General features: G+C 64.9%; 22 protein-coding genes and 2 tRNA genes. 7 read left to right on the top strand and 17 right to left on the bottom strand.

The genetic code is table 11. The features are described 5' to 3' along the window. Positions 1 to 608: adenylate/guanylate cyclase domain-containing protein (locus tag ACLBX9_RS28730; protein WP_447721051.1), on the bottom strand; the 608-nt coding region annotated here is incomplete at its 3' end. 60 nt (positions 609 to 668) lie between these two features. Here ACLBX9_RS28730 and ACLBX9_RS28725 point away from each other — a divergent pair. The 4 genes from ACLBX9_RS28725 (at position 669) to ACLBX9_RS28710 (ending at position 2335) form a co-directional block, all read left to right on the top strand. After that, complete coding sequence (locus tag ACLBX9_RS28725; protein ID WP_447721297.1) at positions 669 to 860, top strand: hypothetical protein; 192 nt, start codon at positions 669 to 671, stop codon at positions 858 to 860. A gap of 257 nt (positions 861 to 1117) precedes the next feature. After that, positions 1118 to 1441 carry an Arm DNA-binding domain-containing protein gene (locus tag ACLBX9_RS28720; RefSeq protein WP_447721296.1) on the top strand — a complete coding sequence of 108 codons (324 nt, stop codon included), beginning with the start codon at positions 1118 to 1120 and terminating at the stop codon, positions 1439 to 1441. A gap of 91 nt (positions 1442 to 1532) precedes the next feature. Then, positions 1533 to 1661 carry a hypothetical protein gene (locus tag ACLBX9_RS28715; protein ID WP_447721295.1) on the top strand — a complete coding sequence of 43 codons (129 nt, stop codon included), beginning with the start codon at positions 1533 to 1535 and terminating at the stop codon, positions 1659 to 1661. 404 nt (positions 1662 to 2065) lie between these two features. After that, positions 2066 to 2335 (top strand): hypothetical protein, encoded by a 270-nt coding sequence (locus ACLBX9_RS28710; RefSeq protein ID WP_447721294.1) that lies wholly within the window; start codon positions 2066 to 2068, stop codon positions 2333 to 2335. A gap of 68 nt (positions 2336 to 2403) precedes the next feature. Here ACLBX9_RS28710 and ACLBX9_RS28705 read toward each other — a convergent pair whose 3' ends face one another. The 3 genes from ACLBX9_RS28705 to ACLBX9_RS28695 form a co-directional block, all read right to left on the bottom strand. After that, positions 2404 to 2652 (bottom strand): hypothetical protein, encoded by a 249-nt coding sequence (locus ACLBX9_RS28705; RefSeq protein ID WP_447721293.1) that lies wholly within the window; start codon positions 2650 to 2652, stop codon positions 2404 to 2406. A gap of 481 nt (positions 2653 to 3133) precedes the next feature. Next, complete coding sequence (locus tag ACLBX9_RS28700) at positions 3134 to 3391, bottom strand: hypothetical protein (protein ID WP_447721292.1); 258 nt, start codon at positions 3389 to 3391, stop codon at positions 3134 to 3136. A 63-nt stretch (positions 3392 to 3454) separates the two neighbouring features. Continuing rightward, a tRNA-Ser gene (locus ACLBX9_RS28695) sits at positions 3455 to 3544 on the bottom strand. Positions 3545 to 3721: 177 nt separating this feature from the next. On the opposite strand from ACLBX9_RS28695, the gene ACLBX9_RS28690 reads away from it, so the two are divergent. After that, a tRNA-Gln gene (locus tag ACLBX9_RS28690) sits at positions 3722 to 3795 on the top strand. A gap of 32 nt (positions 3796 to 3827) precedes the next feature. On the opposite strand, the gene ACLBX9_RS28685 is transcribed toward ACLBX9_RS28690, so the two are convergent. Then, positions 3828 to 4760 carry a tyrosine-type recombinase/integrase gene (locus tag ACLBX9_RS28685; RefSeq protein WP_447721291.1) on the bottom strand — a complete coding sequence of 311 codons (933 nt, stop codon included), beginning with the start codon at positions 4758 to 4760 and terminating at the stop codon, positions 3828 to 3830. A 309-nt stretch (positions 4761 to 5069) separates the two neighbouring features. Next, positions 5070 to 5225: an Arc family DNA-binding protein gene (locus ACLBX9_RS28680; protein WP_447721290.1), complete on the bottom strand. Its 156-nt coding sequence runs from the start codon at positions 5223 to 5225 to the stop codon at positions 5070 to 5072. Between the two features lie 84 nt (positions 5226 to 5309). On the opposite strand from ACLBX9_RS28680, the gene ACLBX9_RS28675 reads away from it, so the two are divergent. After that, entirely contained in the window at positions 5310 to 5597 is a 288-nt protein-coding gene (locus ACLBX9_RS28675) for an Arc family DNA-binding protein (RefSeq protein ID WP_447721289.1), read from the top strand. Positions 5598 to 5683: 86 nt separating this feature from the next. On the opposite strand, the gene ACLBX9_RS28670 is transcribed toward ACLBX9_RS28675, so the two are convergent. The 4 genes from ACLBX9_RS28670 to ACLBX9_RS28655 all read right to left on the bottom strand — a co-directional run bounded on the left by ACLBX9_RS28670 (position 5684) and on the right by ACLBX9_RS28655 (position 7134). Further along, positions 5684 to 5812, bottom strand: coding sequence for a hypothetical protein (locus ACLBX9_RS28670; RefSeq protein WP_447721288.1), 129 nt, complete (start codon positions 5810 to 5812; stop codon positions 5684 to 5686). Then, positions 5803 to 6174, bottom strand: coding sequence for a hypothetical protein (locus tag ACLBX9_RS28665; RefSeq protein ID WP_447721287.1), 372 nt, complete (start codon positions 6172 to 6174; stop codon positions 5803 to 5805). Before ACLBX9_RS28665 ends, ACLBX9_RS28670 begins: the two co-directional genes overlap by 10 nt. Continuing rightward, positions 6171 to 6392 carry a hypothetical protein gene (locus ACLBX9_RS28660; protein WP_447721286.1) on the bottom strand — a complete coding sequence of 74 codons (222 nt, stop codon included), beginning with the start codon at positions 6390 to 6392 and terminating at the stop codon, positions 6171 to 6173. The genes ACLBX9_RS28665 and ACLBX9_RS28660 overlap by 4 nt, the downstream gene beginning before the upstream one ends. A 505-nt stretch (positions 6393 to 6897) precedes the next feature. Further along, complete coding sequence (locus ACLBX9_RS28655; protein ID WP_447721285.1) at positions 6898 to 7134, bottom strand: hypothetical protein; 237 nt, start codon at positions 7132 to 7134, stop codon at positions 6898 to 6900. A gap of 597 nt (positions 7135 to 7731) precedes the next feature. On the opposite strand from ACLBX9_RS28655, the gene ACLBX9_RS28650 reads away from it, so the two are divergent. Continuing rightward, positions 7732 to 8700: a molybdate ABC transporter substrate-binding protein gene (locus ACLBX9_RS28650; RefSeq protein WP_447721284.1), complete on the top strand. Its 969-nt coding sequence runs from the start codon at positions 7732 to 7734 to the stop codon at positions 8698 to 8700. A gap of 36 nt (positions 8701 to 8736) precedes the next feature. Here ACLBX9_RS28650 and ACLBX9_RS28645 read toward each other — a convergent pair whose 3' ends face one another. The 7 genes from ACLBX9_RS28645 to ACLBX9_RS28615 form a co-directional block, all read right to left on the bottom strand. Continuing rightward, on the bottom strand, positions 8737 to 8940 hold the full coding sequence (locus ACLBX9_RS28645) for a hypothetical protein (protein ID WP_447721283.1): 204 nt from the start codon (positions 8938 to 8940) through the stop codon (positions 8737 to 8739). Between the two features lie 17 nt (positions 8941 to 8957). Then, the gene (gene tetH, locus ACLBX9_RS28640; protein WP_447721282.1) at positions 8958 to 9728 is read right to left on the bottom strand and encodes a thiosulfate dehydrogenase; all 771 of its coding nucleotides are present in this window, start codon (positions 9726 to 9728) and stop codon (positions 8958 to 8960) included. A 29-nt stretch (positions 9729 to 9757) separates the two neighbouring features. After that, positions 9758 to 10690 carry a c-type cytochrome gene (locus ACLBX9_RS28635; protein ID WP_447721281.1) on the bottom strand — a complete coding sequence of 311 codons (933 nt, stop codon included), beginning with the start codon at positions 10688 to 10690 and terminating at the stop codon, positions 9758 to 9760. Continuing rightward, on the bottom strand, positions 10687 to 11433 hold the full coding sequence (locus tag ACLBX9_RS28630; protein WP_447721280.1) for a c-type cytochrome: 747 nt from the start codon (positions 11431 to 11433) through the stop codon (positions 10687 to 10689). The genes ACLBX9_RS28635 and ACLBX9_RS28630 overlap by 4 nt, the downstream gene beginning before the upstream one ends. A 348-nt stretch (positions 11434 to 11781) precedes the next feature. Continuing rightward, positions 11782 to 11844 (bottom strand): hypothetical protein, encoded by a 63-nt coding sequence (locus ACLBX9_RS28625; RefSeq protein WP_289015239.1) that lies wholly within the window; start codon positions 11842 to 11844, stop codon positions 11782 to 11784. Positions 11845 to 11879: 35 nt separating this feature from the next. Continuing rightward, positions 11880 to 12890 carry a cytochrome d ubiquinol oxidase subunit II gene (cydB, locus tag ACLBX9_RS28620; RefSeq protein WP_447721279.1) on the bottom strand — a complete coding sequence of 337 codons (1011 nt, stop codon included), beginning with the start codon at positions 12888 to 12890 and terminating at the stop codon, positions 11880 to 11882. Positions 12891 to 12902: 12 nt separating this feature from the next. Then, positions 12903 to 14327: a cytochrome ubiquinol oxidase subunit I gene (locus tag ACLBX9_RS28615; RefSeq protein ID WP_447721298.1), complete on the bottom strand. Its 1425-nt coding sequence runs from the start codon at positions 14325 to 14327 to the stop codon at positions 12903 to 12905. Between the last annotated feature and the right edge of the window lie 26 nt (positions 14328 to 14353).

Genomic DNA, 14353 nt, shown 5'->3' with positions numbered 1-14353 from the left:
GGCCCCGCCGCCGGCCCGGCCGCGCGCGCCCCGGCTCCGGGCAGATCCTCGTCGTCGTCCTCGTCCTCGGGCAGGACCAGCGCCTGGACGGCCGCGGCCGAGAGCGCGAACACGCCCACCGGCCGGGCGATGTTCTTCAGATCGAGCTTGCCGCGGTCCTCGAACCGGCAGGGCAGCCGGTCGCGCACCTGATCGTGGACCGAGCGCGAGACGCACAGGCCGCCCGGCTCGGCCAGCGGCTCCAGGCGGGCGGCCACGTTGACGCCGTCGCCGAACAGGTCGCCGTCGGCCTGGGCGAGCACGTCGCCGACGGTGATGCCGAAGCGCAGGCGGAAGCGGCGCTCCTCGGGCAGGGCGGGCTCGCGCTGCGCCATGGCCTGCTGGATGCGCAGCGCGCAGGTGACGGCGCGCAGCGGGCTGGGGAACTCCACGAGCAGGCCGTCGCCCATGGATTTGACGATGCGGCCCTGGGCGGCCTGGATGGCCGGATCGGTGACCTCGCGGCGCAGGGCCTTGAGGCGCCGGATCGTGCCGCCCTCGTCGGCGCCCATGAGCCGGCTGTAGCCGACGATGTCGGCCACGAGGATCGCCGCCAGACGCCTACTCATCGGTGTGTGGCCTCACGCGCATGCAACTCGGACGCGGCCGTGTATCGGGACGGTCATAGCATGACGGAGGGCGCGGCAGGCAAGTCCATCGCGACGATGATCTCTATTGGCTGCGCGCGTGCGGATCATCACCGCCGCCGCGACTGCATCGGCGCATCGTTCCACATCGATCCTGCCGAGGGAGTAAAATATGTGGACTCAAAGCCTGTTCGCGAGCATGTGCCGGCGACAAGGAGGCTGTTGAAACATTAAAATACGCCAAATAACGGAGCTACAATTCAGACCTTTTCGATAGGGTCGATTCTAACAGGTTGTGATCCTTCAAGTCTTCGGATTGATTGACTGGACACCTCCAGCTGGCGGAAGGGGTGTCTGCCGAAGTCCGATCCATCAACGTCCACCACTGTCGATTTCCCTTGCGATAGCAAGCCGCTCACGGGAAAAAATTCCACGGGTGTCCGCTACGATTGGGCCAATCGGCGTCGAATGTGGGGTAGCTGGTGGGGTAGATGGCGCGCGAGATCAACCGCCTTTCGGCTCGCAGGGTCCAGACGCTGAACGAGCCCGGCCGGCACGCCGACGGCGGCCTCGACCTCGTAATCGAGCCTAGCGGATCGAGGCGTTGGGCGATGCTCTACCAAGTGCGAGGCAACCGTCGCGAGAGGGGCTTCGGCTCCGGAAATGCGGTGTCCCTGGCCCGGGCACCCGAGATGGCCGCGGACGCCCGTGCGCAGATCGCCGAGGGCATCGACCCGATCGACGCGAAGGCTGCGGCGGTCGCGCCCCCGCCCCTGCCGGCACCGGTCACGTTCGCCGACGTGGCCGTGACCTAGATGGCCGACCGGGAAAGGGCTTGGCGGAACGCTGCGCACCGCGCGCAAATACGAGCACCTGTGCCTCGCCGCGATCACGCTGCCGCCGCCGGTGAGGCAGATCCCGCCGGTGCCGCCGGGCGTGCCCTACACGATCGAAGTCTGGAAGGAGGTCGGCGGCAACATCGAGCTGCACCTCGCCACAATCTACCCGCTGGCCCTCGCGCTCGCCGCGTTTTAGGGCCCGTGCCAGGAATGGTCGACGCACATGGTCACACTGCGCGACCGGGCTCGGATCGTGCGGAAGCGGGAGCGGCCGTCGCAGACCGCAGCGCGTAGCCGGACACCCGCAGCTCAGTCGGCCCGCACCTCGTTCCGCCCGAGTTGGAACAGCAGCTGGCGACCGGCGTGTATCAAGTACCAGCCGACCGCGTGCGCCCTGGGCCGCGGGTAACGCGCGACTCGTCCAGCCCCGTCTCGACCAGCATCGGCATGATGGACGGCCGAGCCTGCGTCCGGAGGCCGCCGGGGTTCGCCGCGACTGCGCGTAGAGCCTTCAGCGCCAGCCCCCGGACTGGAGCGTGCATTTCGGCAGGCATCACGGCGGGCTCCTGGGCGAAGGCCGTCAACGTGCCGGTGGGCGGCGTGGTCTCAGCGACCATCCCTGCCGGGTACTTCGCGGTGCTGCCGGTAATCCGGCACGCGATCCAAGCCGCCGGGACGAGGGACTACGTCTTCCGCCTTTACGGCCTCACGCTGAACGCCGACAAGACGATCACCGTCACGGGTTTGGTCCGCGAGAGCCGCACGAACCCGGCGGTCATCTCGCTGCTGAGCACGCTGGCGAACTACAACCCATTCCAGTCCACTTCCGCGGCGGTGACCCTGCACCTCTCCGCCGAGAAGAGCGACTGATGCGCGCCGCCAGCATAGGGCTGCGGAACATCAGCAAGGATAATGACCCGCACCCCTCTTGCGCCGCTTCACTCAGCCTTGGCTTTGCTCTTCCGGCGCTTGAGGAAGGCGACCGTGCCTCCAGCCAGCACTAACCCGAGCATAGCATTCACTTCTGGCGACGGGGCTCCGCCCGTATTGCCGCCTCCTTGCTGACCACCGCCACCCCCACCACCGAAAAGTACATCCAATAAGGAGGCGTGAGCGCTGGAGGGCATCGAGAAGAGGGCCAAACCCAAGAACGACATGGCGCTCAAAGATTTTTTTGCCGAATTCATTTCACGACTCCCAAACGAATCTGCGATCGATTTATCTAGACAACATACACGATACCTAATGTTTCGATCCGATCAATATATTGTGCGCGCTAGCGTATCCGCATCGTTTACGTAGATAAAACCCCGCGTGCGATCGCTGCCAGCCTTAATTACTAGCATCTCCGTTGCGCAAGTGGCTCTCGTCTGACGGCGAATATGTATCGCCCCAACAAAATCAATAATCCCGCCTTATTTAGCACTTCGCGCGTGGAATTGCTGGTAAAATCGCCTTCGTGTAGCCAAGAGATCTACGATGACCCGCTGTTTCGCGGCGCTGGCGCTCGCCTGTGCGCTCCTGTGGTCGAGCGTGGCTGAGGCCCGACACCGCCGCCGCATCGCGTGCGTGACGGTTTACCTCGAACGCATGGGCACGGTTTGGGTCTGCGCCCGGCGGCTCGCGATGTTTCGACAGCCTCAAGGATCGAGTCGGGCTCGTCCGCGCTCACCCCTTCACGGGATGCGCCAGCAGGATCGCGGTCCGGCCCATGTTGCGCTTCCAGGCCGCCTTGTCGGTCTTCGGTGCATCGGCCGCGCGCTCGTCTGTTTGCAGCATCTCGACTAGGTCGAGCGTCCAGCCCTTCGCGAGCGGATAGGCCTTGGCGGCGAGGTCGGCCAGCACCGCGTCGATAGCAGCATCCATCTCTTGGTCGGAGCTCTCGGCGGCCTTGCGCAGTTCGAAGACGGAGGGGTTGGTGGCCATCGGATCTACGCTGGTGGGGTAGAGGCCCAGATCCGGGAATTACGCAGTCGAAACGACGAAATCTGGCGGAAGGGGTGGGATTCGAACCCACGGTGGAGTTGCCCCCACGGCGGTTTTCAAGACCGCTGCCTTAAACCACTCGGCCACCCTTCCTTCGCGGGATCCACAAGGCGATGGTTAGGGCCGTGTTCGTTCCCGCGTCAACCACTGAACGACCGGTTGACCTGCCGGAACATTCCGCTTATCCCACCGCCCACGCCGCGGGCTGCTCATGCAACGCGGGTCGTGCCTGGCGATCAGCTTGTCAGAAGGCTCAGCCAGAACATAGCTTGGGGGATAGTTTAACGGTAGAACGGTGGACTCTGACTCCTCTAGTCCTGGTTCGAATCCAGGTCCCCCAGCCACCTCATTACACTCAGCTTTTTCAGTTTAGCCGCTAGAACGTAACGGCACGGTCGGGAGATCGGTCGGGAGAATTCGTTCTCCGTTCGAGCTTCTCGATGGCGGCAAGCGCGAGCTGCGGGTCGCGATTGAAGTAGTGGGCATCCAGGATCGATCGGACGTCCGAAAGGCTATGCCCGCTCAGCGTCGCGATTTCCGGCACGGTGCATCCGGCCAACGCCAGCCTCGTCACCGCCGTCCCGCGCAGATCGTGAAATGTGACGCCCTTTACTCCGACACGGGCGCAGGCTTTGCGCCACGACGACTGGAAGCCATCGCTGGTCCAGGGCCGGCCATCCGAGTTGAGCAGGATCACGGGACTGCGACGCGCTGTCGTATCGAGAATCGCCTTTAGCGTTGAGCTGACCGGCACCACAACCCGCGTTCCGGTCTTGCTCTGCCGCAGGCGAATCACCTTCCCGTCGTAGGCTGACCAGGGCAATCGCAGGAGGTCACCCTGTCGCTGGCCGGTCCAGAGCGCCAGGATTAGCGGCAGGTGCAGGTGCTGAGGCGCCAGGGCGAGGAAAGCGGCCTCGTTGGCGTCCGACCACACCTTGTCGCTGCGCTCGGCCTTGTAGAGGCGCCCTCCCCTCTCGCATGGGTTGGCCGGGACTAGGCCCCCATCTAGGGCCCACGACAGCACCCGAGCCAGCACGCTCCAGCCGTAGTCGGCCTGTCGCTTCGACGTCTTAGCCAGCCCGTCGCGCCAAGCCCTGAAGTCGCCGCGGCTGCGCCGATCGGTCAGGGCTGCGATCGGGAAATCTCCGAACGCGCGCTCGATATTGCGGATGTGCCGAACGTAGTCCTTGCGGGTCACGTCTGCGAGCCGGCGGAACGCCTCGCTGTCCTGGAAGGCGTTGAGCACCGAAAGCAGCACGCCCGCGGGTGTCTTCGTGCGGCTTGCCATGGCCGCCGTGTAGCTCGCCACGAACTCGGGCGTGCCCGGCTCACCTTCGATCCGCGGTCCGCCCTTCCAGGCGTACCAGTATGTTTGCCTCGTCCCGTCGGCGAGGACCTTCGTCTTCGAGTTGAGGCCTCTAAGTCTCACGCGCATCGCGTCTTGCCCTCCATGCGTCGTATTCAGAGGCTGGCGGAACGCCAGCCTCTGCGCTGGAGTAGACCACGATCCGGCCATCCTCGATTTCGACACGCCCGACTTTTAGGCCGGCGGCTTGGGCGCCCTTCACGGCGCGAGCTATTGCGGCTTGAGTAATGATCTGCCTACGTACCCCGGCACTCATCGCCGATCAACGACAATTGTCCGGTCCATTTTTTCCCGAATTGCGCGGATGACCTCACTATTCAGTGTTGAGCCATTATTTTCAGCCTGCTTAGCGATGAACAGTTTAATCTCGGAAGGAAGGCGGATCTTGAGTTGCGGTGCTTGAGACATGAAGTTTTCCCCATAGTTGGGATGGACGGCATGCAACCACGGTGGTCCCTTGAAGTCAACACCACGGTGGTCCATTAATCGGGGATGGCGCGCGACGACCCTCAGATGAAGCTCCGGCTGCCGGAGGACCTCCGCGATCGCATACGCGATCGTGCAGAGCAGAACGGCCGCAGCATGAACACAGAAATATTGGCTGCTCTGAGCGGAGCATTTCCTACGTCGTCTGACCCGCTCGAACTGTTAGCAAATCTTGCGAACATCTTTGATATTCATCACAGAGAATATTCCGAGACCGAGAAGGCGGTTTTTTTCGAATTCTATGATTTGATCGTTGACGAGATCAAACGCTTAAAGAAGTTCGACGTTCGTTGATCCTTGCTCGCCGCCAGCCGATCCGCCGCGGGCGGCGAGGCTGAGTGTCAGCGGAAGGCGCGGACGCGCGCGGCGAGGCAGCCCGTCTAGCCCATGCGCCGCTCAGCCGAGTCGAGCGCGTCTTGTGCCTCGCGGCGCAGGCAATCGCTCCGGGCAATGTCGGCGATCGCCCGGTGGACGTTGGCACGAGCGAGAAGGATGAGGATCAGGCGCATAGCGCGTTGACCTCTCGCAGCACGCACAGCACTGCGCGATCATCAGAGCAGTCGCTCATGCTCAGCATCTCCCCGTCGTTAGCAAGGATCAGACGGGCCTTCGCTGCGAGATCGGCAAGACTTGTGGAAGGCTCCGCCGCGATGCGGTCAAGCACATCATCCACCCGGCCGAGCTCGCGGTGCAGGCGTTCGTCTGGCCAATCACGATCATCGCTTCCTGGATTGTCGATCCAAGCCAGATGAGACACGCCCCAGTCGCAATCACGCGCCAGATCAGAGGGGCCAGCGACCGCCGCGCCGCCCGCAAGGGTAAGCGCGGCGAGACCGAGGATCAGGCCTCGGCAGGATGCTGCGGCGCTCATGACGGACACCCAGCAGTCCGAAGTGCTTCGTGCCAGCTGACGTCGAGCCGCTTGCCGAGGTCCGCAAGCGGCCCGGCGATCACGTGGAGCACGACGGGATCGATGGTGTTCGGCGATGCGCCCAGGTCAAACAGCAATTCGCCCCAGCGAGCCACGTCGCTGATGTCGGCATCCATGTCGAGCAGGTGCGACAGGAAAGGATTGCGCTCGTGCGGCACCTCCTGCGGTCTGTAGGGCCGCGTCGAGGTCGATCGCGATGCCAATCTCGGCGAAGTAGCGGTTGAGGCCGTCGCGGATCGCCTGGATGGCGAGGTCAGCGGGGTCGGCCGCTCGCATGGCGCGGATGGCCTGTGTGAAGCGCTGCGAGCCCTGCTCCGCACCGCTGCTATCTCCGATGAGCTGAGTGACGACGGTCGACATCAATCGTGCCCGCGATTGCGAATGTCGAACGGCCCAAAGCTGGCTCACTATCAAATTTTTTTGCGACGTTTCTCGGAAAAACGCTTCCCATGCGGTTGCTGCTCCCCTGCCCAAGATCTTTAATCGGGCTCCCCCATCCCTTCGGCCAGCGAATTGATCGGTGATGGCCTCTCAAGGAAGGAGCGTGGTCTCCCAACCTAAGCTGATTACGGGCCCGCTGATGCGCATAACGAGGCCATTCAGATCTGAGCGCTCCCCTGGAGGGCAGCGAGCTTATAAAGCGAGACTGGTTGTCACCTCGCGTCAACGGGTATTGTCCAGATTGGACGCGTCAATGGCCAGACGCCTAAGATGCTCGGCCGAGAGGCTGTGCCAGTAACGATAGGGCAACGTGCGGATCAACCCGAACCGGATGGCCGACTCGCGCAAGCTAATACAAGCGGCAAAGACGGATCCGATCTTCTCACGCTGCGGATGCGTGCCGACGATGCTTCTGCGGCCGGACGTCTTCCTGATTGGGGTATCGAACGTCGTGCACACGCGCTCCGCCGGCTGATCCGGATTGAGGGACCCGTGGCTGACTCTATACCGGCTGGCCCTTTGGAATGTTGCGGCGCCGGTTAGGCGGATGGCGACGTGAAAACGTCTCGTAAAACTGGGTCTCACATAAAGGTGCACCGACGTTTGGCGCAGCGCCGACATCAAATGGGTTGAATCTGTCGCCCGGTACAAGCTGCAGAGGTGGAAGAGCGCCGTAAGCCGTCATTAGGTTGCCTCTCGAAAGCCGCCATTCCGCTTTGCGCCCAATACGGCCGTCCGGCAAACTCCGGCACCTTCTCCAAAGCGGACCATCAAGAAATTCCGCCTTAAGCTCATGGGATACTCAGCTACCCTTCACGCTGCCACTTCCATTATCCTCAATACGGACCTCACCTTCCCGCCGGTCTCACCCCAGCCACGTCGCCAGCTAGTTTGACGTCTTCGTACCAAGGGACGTCATTGTAGCTCGCTGCCGTTTCCGGAAATTGCACGCCGGTCAGGAGCTGGCCGCGGCTTCACAACTCCTCCTTAAGCTTGACTTAAGTTGCAGGGTCGAGCGGCGACGTCTCCGTCCGGCGTTAGAGGGAGACGATTTCGATGCCTCAAATCAGATTTCTCAGCCTTGCTTTGGGTTGCGGTTTGCTTGTGATTCAAGCCTCCCCGATCCACGCGATCGATTCACACATAGACCGGTTTCCCCCATGGCAGTCTGGGGCCAACAACCCTGCAGTCGACAAGGGGCTGGAATTCACGGTTAAGGAGGCCGACAACCTCGCCGACTTCCACGGCGATCTGACCAACGCGCGTCTCGTGCTCTACGTGGGCGGCAACTACTTCTTCGCCATGGCGCCGCTGGTGGCGGCCTTCGAGGCGAAGCACCCTGACCTCAAAGGCCAGATCTACTACGAGACGATTCCCCCCGGTCTGCTCGTCCGACAGATGAAGGCCGGCGGGCGCATCACCGTCGGCAACATGACTTGGACAGCCAAGCCCGATGCGTACTTCTCGGGCCTCATGGCGGTAAACCGGCTCATCGAAGCGGGCGATCTTCTCGGCCCCCCGACGATCTACGCGACCAACCAGCTTGCGATCATGGTGCCCAAGGGCAATCCGGCGGGCATCGAGGGCTTGGCTGACCTTGCGCGGCCGGGGCTGACCCTCGCCATGCCGAATCCCGAATTCGAAGGTGTCGCTCGCCAGATCAAAGCCTCCCTGGCCAAGGCGGGGGGCGACGCTTTGGTGAAGGCCGTCTACGATACGAAGGTCGCCGACGGGACGACGCTTCTGACGCGGATGCACCATCGCCAGACGCCGGTCTGGCTGATGCAGGGACGCGCACAGGCCGGCGTCACCTGGCGTTCGGAGACCTTATTCCAAGAGCAGGTTGGATTGCCGACCGAGCGCATCGACATCCCGGACGAGCAGAACGCCACCGGCATCTATGCTGGAGCGGTCGTGAAGGAGGCCGCGCATCCGGCCGAGGCTAAGCTCTGGCTGGATTTCCTCCTGGGCGACGACGCGCGAGCGGTCTTCGCCCGCTATGGTTTCGGCCAATACCGGCCGTGAGGACCGCGGACCATCGTTACGCCGGGCCGGTTCGCCTCATCGGCGGACCGGCGAGGCCTTCGGGCTGCGGGACAGGGCGCGGTTGAGCTTGCGCAAGGCGCGGTCGTCGCGGGTGCAGAGCTCGTGGGCGAAGGCCTCCTCCAGATAGGCCGCCTCCGCCGATCGTTTCGTCCGGTCGGCCGCCTCGACCTCCGTCACCGCGCTGAGGACGAGGATCCCGACGAGAAGGCGGGCGCTCACGCGCTGCACTATCGGCCTCACTTCGCGTAATGAAAGCCGGCCTGCTGCAACTCAGGCAGCGTGCCGACGGCGCCGGGGGTCAGGACGACGCCCGGAATGAGATGGTTCGTCAGCTCCGCCGCCAGCGCATCGTGCGAGAGCTTGTCCGGGTTCAGATCGCGCCGGATGAGCGTCCCTGCCTGTTCCCAGATTGCGTTGTGACACGAGAGGAATACGACGCCCCGGGCCATCAGCGCCGGAATGGTGTTGTTCTCCGGCGAGAACATCCCTGCCGGGTCCTGGTAGTTCACGGCATCGGCCTGAGCCGCTTTCTTCGGCACGATCAGCGTATTGGTCTTGAACGCCTCACCCGCGAGCTTGGTGAGTTGATACTTGTCCCACATCGCATGGTCGTAGAGAGCGACATTCGCCGATCCGTGGGTCGCCGAGGCGGCCAGAAAATTGGGATGCTTGAATGACCAGACCTGATTGTTCAGGGCATTGCGCATTAGGTTAAGCCAGGGCCCGCCGATGTCGGTGTTGTCCCAGACCTGGCGGGGGCCTCCCTTGTAGGTGATCACCTCCGAGAGGGCCTCCTGGTCCCAGAGATCTGGCCGGTCGAGGATCATCGGCACGGTCTTGAAATCCCGCCGACGCGGGGCCTTCGCCAGACGGTCTGTGAGGTCCCGCAGGGTTCGGCTGCCCTCGGGTAGGTCGGCGGCGGTGGTCGCCCCGGCCGGGCGCGCCTCCGCCATGCCTGCGGCGAGGCCGGCGCCGAGGGCGAGCAGGCTGCGGCGTTCGAGGGTCATGGTCGTGCTCCCAGAGGTCCAGTTGCGGTTCAGTGCGGCACGGTCCCGGCAGGAGGTGCCGCCTCACCGAGCGTCATTCCGTCCACGGCCTGACCGTAGAAATCGTAAGGGCTGTCGTGATGGGCCTTGCGGGTCGCCGCGAGATCGCCGGTGAAGCGCGGGTCCTGGGGACGCTCGCGGCTGTCGATATAGGCGGCAACGTCCCAGGCTTCGGCATCGGTGAGGCTGCTGCCCTGGCTCAGCGGCATGTTAGCCTTGATGAAACCCGCCGCGTTGACGACCGAACTCATCCCCGCGCTCCAATTGTAGGAGCGGCCCCCCCATAGTGGCGGGAAAACGATCGTCCCGTCCGGGCTCGCCTGCCCGGCACCGTCGCCACCGTGACAGAGGGCGCATTTCGCGGCGTAGACCTCTCGCCCATGGGCCAGATCGAGGCCCTTGGGCTTGATGAGCTTCGGGTACCCCTGCCCGGGAAGCTTCACCCCTACGGGAGCCCCGTGGGCGAGAAAGGCGGCATAGGTCTCCAGCGCGACCAGGATGGGATCGCCCAGTGGGGGCGCCTTGCCGTTCATGCTGTAGCGGAAGCAGCCCTGAAGCCGCTCAGCGAAGGTATTCACGTGTCCGTTCTTCGCCCGGTAGGCCGGGTAGACGAGATAGGCCGCCCAGAGGGGAGCGGAATGGCCGAGGCGGCCCCGGTCCAGATGACAGTTCGTGCAGCGCAGATCGTTGCCGACGAAGGCCCGCGCCTCGACGCCCGTGTCGCGAAAGATGCGCTCGCCCAGGCGAATGACCTTGCCGAAGTCGTCGTCGGGGATGGCGGAATCGGGCTTGGGCACAAAGGGCGGCGCGGTTGTCTCAGCCCCTACGGAACCGAGGGGCGTCAGGACCGCGAGGCCCCCCATCGCCGTTGCCAGCGCGAGACGGGCTGCGAACCGTCCGCTGAAGCGCGTCATAAGGTTCATCGTCCGCCTCCGATTGCCGTGGCGGGGAGAGCGGCGTAGTAGGCGGCGACGGCGGTGGCGTCGTCATCGCTCAGCCGGTCGGCGATCCCCTTCATCAGCCCGAGGGGATCGTTGCGGCGTGTCCCGGCTTTCCAGGCGGAGAGCTGGGCCGCGAGATAGGCGGCTGGCTGGCCGGCCAGCGGCGGGAAGGCGGCGCCGACTCCCTGCCCAGCCGGGCCGTGGCATTGTGCGCAAGCGGGCAGTGCCTTCGTCCACTCCCCCGTCTGCGCCAGCATTCGGCTGCGGTCGGATGCCGTGTCGTCCGGCTGCGGTGTCCTGTCGGGCGGCGGGGCGCGGAGCCCGGCATAAAAGACGGCCATCGCCCGCCGCTCCTCCGGTGCCAGGCCTTGGGCGATCGGACCCATTATCTCATTGTCCCGGCTGCCGTCGGCGAAGCTGTCGAGCTCGTGCGCGAGGTAGCCCTCCGCGATGCCTGAAAGACGGGGAAACCCGCCCTCGGCATTTCCGCCCCCGGCATCCCCGTGGCACGAGGCACAGGCCGGCACGCCGGCCTGCGTTCCGTTCCGGGCGATTTCGCCACCATTCATGGCGTGTGCCGGGCAGACAGCAACACACATTAACAGTCCGCCGAATGCGATGCGGACACTCTTGCTCGCCGCCAGAGCCAACCTACGCCTCATCGGAAGCACAGCGACGAGCGCAGAAAAGGCAAGGTGAGAAACTCTGAACGACGGTGCATGCATGCCGCCATCCTTGCCGTCCTGCTTAAGCCAGGCTTAAGGCGGCTTCCCCCCGCCGAACAATGGGAAGTCATCCAGCACAACTGTACGTCATCGCGGCTGTGCGCTGGCATCCCGGGCCGGAGAATTGCACTGTCGAGACCGACGGCACGAACATCACTCTGGTCGAACGCGCCAACCGCCGCACGACCCTTCTCCACGATCGCGACGGCCGCCAAACCGGCATTGGTTCCAGGCTCGCTATCGCGAAGTTCGCACTCGGCCCTATCGCGCGAGGGGGCCGACCAAGAGCTGAAGCGTCCTGAAGGCTGGCGTGCAGGATCACGGTTGCAATGGGCCGAGCGAGACCTTTCACACCCCCTTAAGCAGCCACCGCAGCGGCAGGGCGACGGCGGTGAGGCTCGCCACGCTCATCGCCCAGATCAGGACAAACCAGCCGAGCCTGCGCATCAGTGGTACCCCGCTTCCGCCGTGACCTTGCCGCGGAACAGCCAGTACACGTAGGCCGTGTAAGCCAGGACGAGCGGCACCAGCACCGCCGCCCCGTAGAGCAGGAAGGCCTGCGACTTCGGATGCGTCGCCGCCTGCCAGATTGTGACGCTCGGCGGCACGATGTAGGGCCACATGCTGATGCCGAGCCCAACATAGGACAGCAGGAAGAAGCCGAGCGCGCAGAGGAAGGGGGTCACCTCCTCCCGCCGTCCCAGGGCATGGGCGAAGCGCCACGCCAGGAGCCCGACGAGGATCGGCACCGGTGCCCCGATGAACAGGCCGGGCAGGCCGAGCCAGCGGTCACGGAAGGGCGCGCTGAGGCCGAGCATCGCCGCCGAGACTACGGCGATGAGGACCAGCGTCGCCACCGCCAAGGGCTTGGCGAGGTTATACGCCCGGATCTGCAATTCGCCGCTGGTCTTCCAGATCAGCCAGCAGGCCCCGAGCAGGCCGTAGCCTACGACGAGCGCGAAGCCGGTCAGCACAGAGAACGGCGTCAGCCAGTCCCACCAACCGCCCGAATAGGCGCGGCCCTCGATCTTGATGCCCTGGACGAAGGCGCCTAGCGAGATGCCCTGGCAGAAGGCGGCCATGAAGCTGCCCCAGGAGAAGGCACGGTCCCACCACAGCTGCCCGCGCGGCGTCGCCATGCGGAAGCGCATCTCGAAGGCGACGCCCCGGAACACGAGGGCGAGCAGCATCAGGATCAGAGGCATGTACAGGGCAGGAAGGATCGTGGCGTAGGCCAGCGGAAACACCGCGAACAGCCCGCCGCCGCCGAGGACGAGCCAGGTCTCGTTGCCGTCCCAGACGGGGGCGACCGAGTTCACCATCACGTCCCGCTCGGCCTTGCCTCGCACCGCCGGGAACAGGATGCCGAGGCCGAGATCGAACCCGTCCATCGCCACGTAGAGGAACACGGCGGTGGCGATCAGGATCGCCCAGATGAGGGTGAGATCGAGTTCCATCGCAGGCTCTCCTCACTCGGCCGGTTGCAGGTGCGCGTCACCCGCCAGGGCGGGCGCCGGAGTGATGCCCGCCGTCCGCACAGGTTGGCCGACGGGAGGACCAGATTCGTGCGGACGTGGGGTCTGGTTGAACAGGTGGAACAGGTACCAGATGCCCGCCCCGAACACCGCGAAGTAGACCAGCGCGAAGGCCGCGAGCGAGGCCGCCACGGCGGGGGCGGCGATGGGCGAGACGCTGTCGGCCGTACGCAGCAGGCCATAGACCGTGAAGGGCTGGCGGCCGGATTCCGTCACCACCCAGCCCGCCGTCACCGCGATCAGCCCCGAGGGCCCCATCGCCACGGCGAAGCGGTGCAGCCAGGGCGTCTCGAACAGGCGGCTCTTGTACCGCAGGTACAGCGACCACAGCCCGAGGCCGATCATCAGCAGCCCGAGCCCGACCATCACCCGGAAGGCCCAGAACACCAGCGGCAGGTTGGTCGGCCACGTGTCGCGCGGCAGATCCTTCAGCCCCGTGACCTTCGCGTCAAGATCATGCGCGAGATAGAGGCTCGCGAGGCCGGGAATGCCGATCTCGTACTTCGTCTCGGCGGCCTGCGCGTCCGGCCAGCCGAACAGGATCGAGGGCGCCCGGGGCACGCTGTCGAAATGGCCCTCCATCGCCGCGACCTTGGCGGGCTGGTGGTGGTAGCTGTTCCCGCCGTGGAGATCGCCGAGCACCATTTGTACCGGGGCGACGAGAGCCGCCATCCACATGGCCATGGAGAACATCAGCCGGGCGCGGGGATTGGTCCGGTCGCGCAGCAGGTGCCACGCGCCGACCGCGCCGACGATCATCGCCGTCGTCAGGTAGGCCGCCGTCACGGTGTGGGCGAAACGGTACGGGAAGGACGGGTTGAAGATCACCGCCGTCCAGCTCTCCGGCACGAAGCGGCCGTCGGCATCGAGCGAGTAGCCCGCAGGCGTCTGCATCCACGAATTGGCGGACAGGATCCAGAAGGCCGAGAGCAGCGTGCCGCCCGCGACGAGGCAGGTCGCCAGGAAATGCAGGCGGGGGCCCACCCGCTCCATGCCGAACAGCATCACCCCGAGGAAGCCCGCCTCCAGGAAGAAGGCCGTCAACACCTCATAGCCCAGCAACGGCCCGAGCACGGGAGCGGTCTTGTCCGAGAAGACCGACCAGTTGGTGCCGAACTGGTAGCTCATCACCAGCCCCGACACGACGCCCATGGCGAAGGCTACGGCGAAGACCTTCAGCCAGTAGCGGTAGGTGTCGAGATAGACTGGCTTGTCGGTGGCGAGCCAGAAGGCTTCCAGCACCGCGAGATAGCTCGCCAGCCCGATGGTGAAAGCCGGAAACAGGAAGTGCCAGACGACCGTGAAGGCGAACTGGCTACGCGCGAGGTCGAGCGCGCTCGGGAGATGGTCGGCAAGCATCCGTCGGGCCCTGCCCCTGGTGGGAA

The sequence above is a fragment of the Methylobacterium sp. A49B genome, assembly GCF_053346215.1.
Note: the sequence above shows the minus strand (reverse complement) of the source record. Positions and strands in the feature narration are given on the sequence as shown.